This window comes from Microlunatus sp. GCM10028923 (assembly GCF_042666975.1).
Taxonomy (GTDB): domain Bacteria; phylum Actinomycetota; class Actinomycetes; order Propionibacteriales; family Propionibacteriaceae; genus Microlunatus.
The window spans coordinates 468709-474780 of sequence record NZ_JBHTFF010000007.1 but is presented as its reverse complement, the minus strand read 5'-3'; the positions used below and the strand labels follow the sequence as shown (position 1 = coordinate 474780).

Annotated in this window: 4 protein-coding genes; all 4 read right to left on the bottom strand. The window is 66.5% G+C overall.

From position 1 onward, the window contains the following. Positions 1 to 255 precede the first annotated feature (255 nt). Positions 256 to 1365: an ABC transporter substrate-binding protein gene (locus ACFQU4_RS20045; protein WP_377495146.1), complete on the bottom strand. Its 1110-nt coding sequence runs from the start codon at positions 1363 to 1365 to the stop codon at positions 256 to 258. A gap of 65 nt (positions 1366 to 1430) precedes the next feature. Further along, the gene (locus tag ACFQU4_RS20040) at positions 1431 to 2525 is read right to left on the bottom strand and encodes an ABC transporter ATP-binding protein (RefSeq protein ID WP_377495144.1); all 1095 of its coding nucleotides are present in this window, start codon (positions 2523 to 2525) and stop codon (positions 1431 to 1433) included. Between the two features lie 44 nt (positions 2526 to 2569). Next, positions 2570 to 4381 (bottom strand): ABC transporter permease, encoded by a 1812-nt coding sequence (locus ACFQU4_RS20035; protein ID WP_377495142.1) that lies wholly within the window; start codon positions 4379 to 4381, stop codon positions 2570 to 2572. 52 nt (positions 4382 to 4433) lie between these two features. Next, the gene (locus tag ACFQU4_RS20030) at positions 4434 to 5741 is read right to left on the bottom strand and encodes an NtaA/DmoA family FMN-dependent monooxygenase (protein ID WP_377495140.1); all 1308 of its coding nucleotides are present in this window, start codon (positions 5739 to 5741) and stop codon (positions 4434 to 4436) included. Positions 5742 to 6072 lie beyond the last annotated feature (331 nt).

Below are 6072 nucleotides of genomic sequence, written 5' to 3'. Positions count from 1 at the left end.
CGAACTCAACGCCCGACCCCGCCAAACCCTCGACTGGCGCACCCCAGCAGAAGCACTCAACCAACTACTGTCGAACCCAACAGATCCAATCGGTGTTGCAACAACCGCGTGAATCCGCCGCCGAAATCGAGGTCAAATCGTCCACTCGACGATAAGCCAATCGGGCGGCGTGGTGAGGTGACCATCGTCCACATGGGCCGAATTCTGCAATGCCCTCTACACCCAGCGGGATCTTCCCCACAATCTCCGAGCGGATCAGTTGAAGACTCGGCGGAAGGTGTCTTGGCCTTCCTTCGTGTAGGCGGCGTAGGCGTCGAAGGCCGGACCCTTGTTGATCTTGATCTCGGACAGCGGCGGCTGGCCGGGCACGGGCGGGGCGCCGGGCATCAGGCCGGGCTGGCCCTGGGCGGCGATCAAGGTCTGCGCTTCCGGGGTGAGCCACCAGGCGGTGAGCAGGTCGGAGGCGAGTGGGTTGGGCGCGTTGGCGGCGGTGCCGCGGTAGAACACTCCGTCGCTCACGCCGTCGGTGAAGTCGGCCACGAAGCCGACCGGGAGGCCGTCGGTCTCCAGGAAGGCCTGGCCACGGACGTAGTTGCCGAGCCCCAGCTCGACCTGCCCGGTCGACACGGCGGTGAAGACATCCCGTTCGGACGGCAAGATCACCGGGTTCGTCGCCTTGAACTTCTCCAGCCAGCTCTCGTCGATCACGCCGGCCTTCACCGCCGCGAAGACGAAGCCGTTCGCACCCGCGTTCGGGTCCGGCATCCCGATCTTGCCCGCCCACTTCGGGTCGAGCAGGTCATCGAAGCTCTTCGGCGCGTCCTCGGCCGGAACCAGATCGGTGTTGTACGAAACCGTGTACAGGTAGGTGTTTCCGCCGAACAGCCGATCTCCGACCGGTCGGTAGGTCTCCGGAAGCTTCGGGGCCAGCGGCGGCTTCTGTTCGGCCACGAAACCCTGATCGGCGACGTAGACGGCGTCGGAGCCGCTGACGCTCAGGTTGTCGACGGCGAACTGGCCGGTCGCCTGCTCGCTGGCGATCCGCTGCTGCAACTCGGCGCCGAAGATCGTCACATGATCAACCGTGAGGTCCGGGTAACGCTTCATGAACGCCTCGTACAGCGAGGCGGAGCTGGTCGCCGTGATGCCGTAGACGGTGATCGTCGTCTGGCCGGCGTCGACGGCACGGCTGTAGAGGTCGTCGAGGTACGCCGCGTTCTCCTCGCCGCCGAGCGACTCGACTCCGCCGGCCGTCGACTCGGGTTCGTGATGATCTTCCGCCCCCGACTGCGGCGTCGCGCAGGAGGCCAGCGGGACCATGAGCACGGCGGCTGCGACCGCCATCGACCGCACGATGGCGGTCATCGATCGCTTCATTCCACGTCGTCTGGATGGCATTTCTTGCTCCTTGGTGGCATCAGAGATGGGGATCAACCCGCGAAGGCGGCGATCCGTTCGGGCGCGACCCGGAAACTCACCGACGTCTCGGCGGCGAGGATCGGTGCCGCCGACGAGTGGCTGCGGGCCAGCACGTGGCCTGCTCCGGCGGCGATCCGATATTGCACGCCGTCGCCGAGGAAGATCGTTTGCACGATCCGGCCCTTGATCACGTTCTCGCCGTCAAGGTCGGTCGGTACGAGCTCGACGGCGCCGGCCCGGAAGGCGATCGTCACCGGGTCGCCGGCGGTGACAGCGGTCCGGTCCCCGGAACGCAGCACCAAGGGGGTGCCGAGATCGGGAACCGCGATCACCGTGGCGTCGGCCCGGGTCGTCAGCACCGAGCCGGACAGCAGGTTCTCGACGCCCAGGAACCGGGCGACGTCGAGATCGGCCGGCCGGTTGATCACGGCTTCGGGGGTGTCGAGCTGGCGGATCCGGCCGTCGAGCATGATCGCGACCCGATCGGACAGCGAGAACGCCTCGGCCTGATCATGAGTCACGTAGACGGCCGTGCTGTGGCTGGACGCGGTGACCTGCTGGATCTCGTCGCGCATCGAGATCCGCAACTGCGCGTCGAGATTGGACAGCGGCTCGTCGAACAGGATCACCTCGGGGTTCGAGACGATCGCTCGGGCGAGCGCGACCCGCTGCTGCTGACCGCCGGAGAGCTGGGTGGCTGACCGGCCGGCGGCGTGATCAAGACCGACGCTGGCCAGTGTGGTCATCACCGCCCGCCGCAGGTCCCCGCCGGGCACCCGGCGACGGCGGAGCGGGTAGGCGACGTTGTCGAAGACCGAGAGGTGCGGCCAGATCGCGTAGCTCTGGAACACCATGCCCAGCCGCCGCTTGTTCGGCGCGACGATCTTGCCCGACGTCATGCAGGTGACCAGTCGGTCGCCGATCTTGATCTGCCCGGCGTCCGGCGTCTCCAGCCCGGCGATCGACCTCAGCGTGGTGGTCTTGCCGCACCCGGAGGGGCCGAGCAGGGTCAGGAATTCACCCTCGCCGACCTCCAGCGAGAGGCGGTCGATGACCGTCGCCGAACCGTAGCTCTTGGAGATGTTGCTCAACGTGATGCTCGCCATGGCGGGCACGTCCTTTCGGGTTCGACACGTCCCGGCGGAGCCGGTTACGTGGTGGCGCTCTCGGCGGCGGCCGTCAGCGGCCGCGCGGCAGGATCGGCTGGCAGCGGCGCCGCCCGGTTGCGGGTGGTCCGCCCGGTGAGCCGGACCAGGGCGAAGCGAAGCAGGGCCGAGACGATGAACATCGCGGCCACCGTCAGCAGCAGCAGACAGAAGATCGCGGCGGCCCGCGGGCTCGCGCTGTCCACGTAGTACTTGTAGGCGAGGCCGGCGATGGTCGTCGTCTTGGTGGAGCCGAGCAGCAACGGGATCTCCAGATTGCCGGCGATCGCCAGTCCGGTGACGAACCAGCCGGAGACGAAGCTCGGCGCGATGATCGGCAACACCACGCTCCGGAAGCTGCCGGCGCCGGACGCGCCGCTGACCCGCGCCGCGTCGACCAGTTGGTGATCGATCTGCAGGACGGAACTCTCGGTGAACCGCATCGCGATCGGCAGCGAGGCGATCACCAGCGCGATGAACATCGCCGGCGCCGTCCCGTACAGGCCATGCAGGGCAGGGATCGCGAGGATCGTGCCGAGGATGGCGAGCGATCCGACGATGCCGGGCATCGCCCACGGGATCCAGGTCGGCACCTCCAGCACCCGCTTCCACGGCGCCGGCCGGGCGCGGAGCGCGTAGGTCATGATCGCGCCGAGCAGGACGGTCAGGAAGCCGCCGACGACCATGAACAGGACGGTGTTGCCGACCGCCCCGAGCGAGGTCGGATTGCGCAGGATCGTCTCGTAGTTCTTCAGCGAGAAGCTGTCGTACCTGCCGAACACGGTGTTCAGGGAGCTCAACACCAGCTGCAGCGTCGGCAGCAGGAAGGCGATCGCGGCGAAGATCACGATCACCGCCGACATCAGCCAGCCGGTCTTCGGGAACGACCAGCCGGCACCGTGCGCGGCCCGGCCGCCGACCGTGGTGTAGTCGCGTCCCTTGAGCAAGATCAACTGACCGGCGACCAGCAGGGCAAGCACGCCGACCAGGCCGAGCGAGAGGCTGGCCGCGGCGGCGTAGTTCGCCGGATACAGGCTGATGTAGTTGAAGATCTCGGTCGACAGCACGCGGATGCCGGCCTGGGTGCCGATGATCTGCGGGGTGTCGAAGGCCTGCAGGCTGCCGATGAACCCGATCAGCAGCGAGCCGGTGATCGCCGGGCTCAGCAAGGGCAGATAGATCCGGAAGAACGTGCCGGCCCGGCCGGAACCCGAGACCTCGGCAGCCTCCTCCAAGGCCCGGCTCATCCGCAACGACGGCCCGAGCAGCAGGAAGTACGAGAACGCCGAGAGCTTGATGCTCATCACGAAGATCAACCCGGCCCACGAGTTGATCGAGAAGATCGACTCGGTCTGGCCGGTCAGCGCGGTGCCGATCTTGTTGACCAAACCCACCCGGTCGGCGCCGAGCATTCCCCAGCTGAGGGCGAAGAACAGCGCCGGCGTGGCCAGGATGATGATCATCATCGGCGTGATCATCCGGCGCAGCCGGACCGTGGTCCGGGTCGACAGGAAGACGAAGAACAGCGCTACGGCGGTGCCGCCGGTCGCGCTGGCGACGGCGAACAGGAACGACTGGAACAGCGGCGACAGGATGTCGGTGTCGGTGAAGGCCTCGGCGAAGCCGGCCAGGGTCCAGGTCCCCGGCAGCCCGGGAAGATCGGTGCGGAAGGCGGTCAGCGTCAGGACGACGAGCGGGACGACGAAGGCGCACCCGATGACGAGCGCAAGCAGCGCCCACGGCAGAGACCTGGCCACCCGGTGCCACCCGAACCCGGGAGCGGGAGTGGGAGCGGGAACGGGGTCGTAGCTGATCATGAATGATCCTCGTGGGAGTGAGTGTGGAACATCCCCGCCGATGCCTGAGGCGTCAGAACTCCATGACGTTCTCGCGGAACGTCGCATGGTCGTAACCGGTGCGGACCAGGCCGCGCTTGCGGAGTGCGGGCACCACACGATCGACGACGCTGGTCATGTAGTCGGGCGAGATGCTCGAGCCGAACAGGAAGCCGTCGCCCCCGACCTCGGCCATCACGTCCTGCATCTGGCCGGCGATCGAGTCGGCGGTGCCGATGAAGGGAAGGCCCATGATGCCGACGTTCGCCTTCGACTCCAGCACCTGGCGCAGCGTCGATCCGGGCTCGGCGGTGCTCAGGAACTCCTTCAGCGAGCTCTGCGAGCCGTTCGTGGTCAGCTCCGGCAGCGGCTCGTCAAGATCAAGTTTGGAGAAGTCGATGCCGGTGATGTTGGAGATGCCGGCCATCTGCATCGCGTAGTTCTTCTTGATCCCCTCGCGACGCTGCTCGGCCTGCGCCTGCGCCTCGGACTCGGAGTGGCCGAGCACCACGCCGGTGGTGAACATGACCTTGACCGTCGACGGGTCGCGGCCGATCGAGACCGCGTACTCCTTGACGTCGGCGTAGTACTCCTTCATGTCCTTGACCGAGGTGCAGCTCGCGATCACCACCTCGGCGTTCTTCGCGGCGAAGCGCCGGCCGGCCGGCGAGCCGCCGGCCTGGAACAGCACCGGCTGCCGCTGCGGCCCCGGCGGCGCGTTGAGCGGACCGCGGGACGAGAAGTACTTGCCCTCGAAGTGAATCGGGTGCACATCGGCCGCCGTGTAGGCGATCCCGGTCTCCGGGTCGAGCACCTCGGCGCTGGCCGGGAAGGAGTCCCAGAGCTTCTTGGCCACCTCGACGAACTCGTCGGCCAGGTTGTAGCGCTCGTCGTGCGGCGGCTGGGTCATCCCGTAGTTCGACCAGGCCAGCTGGGTCGTCGCGGTCACGATGTTCCAGCCGATCCGGCCCTTGGTCAGGTGATCAAGGGTCGTCATCAGCCGCGCCAGCAGCCACGGATGATAGAACCCGGTGGTCAGCGTCGGCACGATCCCGATGTGCTTCGTCGCCAGCGCCAGATACGGCACCAGCGGCACCGGATCGAGCTTCGGCGCCATGATCCCGCGATTGAGATAGAACTCCGGACTTCCGCCGTACGTCTCCGGGACCATGGACGAGTCCTCGAAGATCATGAAGTCGAAGCCGCCGCGTTCCAGGATGCGGATCCCATCCTGGAACATGCCGGGCTCCCACGGCTCGTAGCCGGTCCCGAACGAGGGCGAACCCCAGCCGTTGAGGCTGAACCCGGCACCGTTGAACCAACCCAGGTGGAACTGACTCATCGTCTTCTGCCCCTTCGTGACGGAATGCCTCCGGTGCGTGAGTGAACCGGATGATTGGATTAGAGCACCGCCAACGCGTGAGATCGAGATTGCGTCACAGACCTTTTTCACACCCGTAATATCATTCCCGGCTGTTGGGAATATCCTGGCGAAATCGACCGAAAGCAACGGTTCCGGATCCCGCGGCACGTCGAAATCGGGCGATGATCATGATCGAAACGCGCCCCGAAGGCCCCCGATTCACGGTGGCGTCGGTATTCCTGATCTCAGTGACAGAGAACGATGCTACAAATAGCACCAGCCTTATTCGTTCGGCCGAAAGGTCACGCTC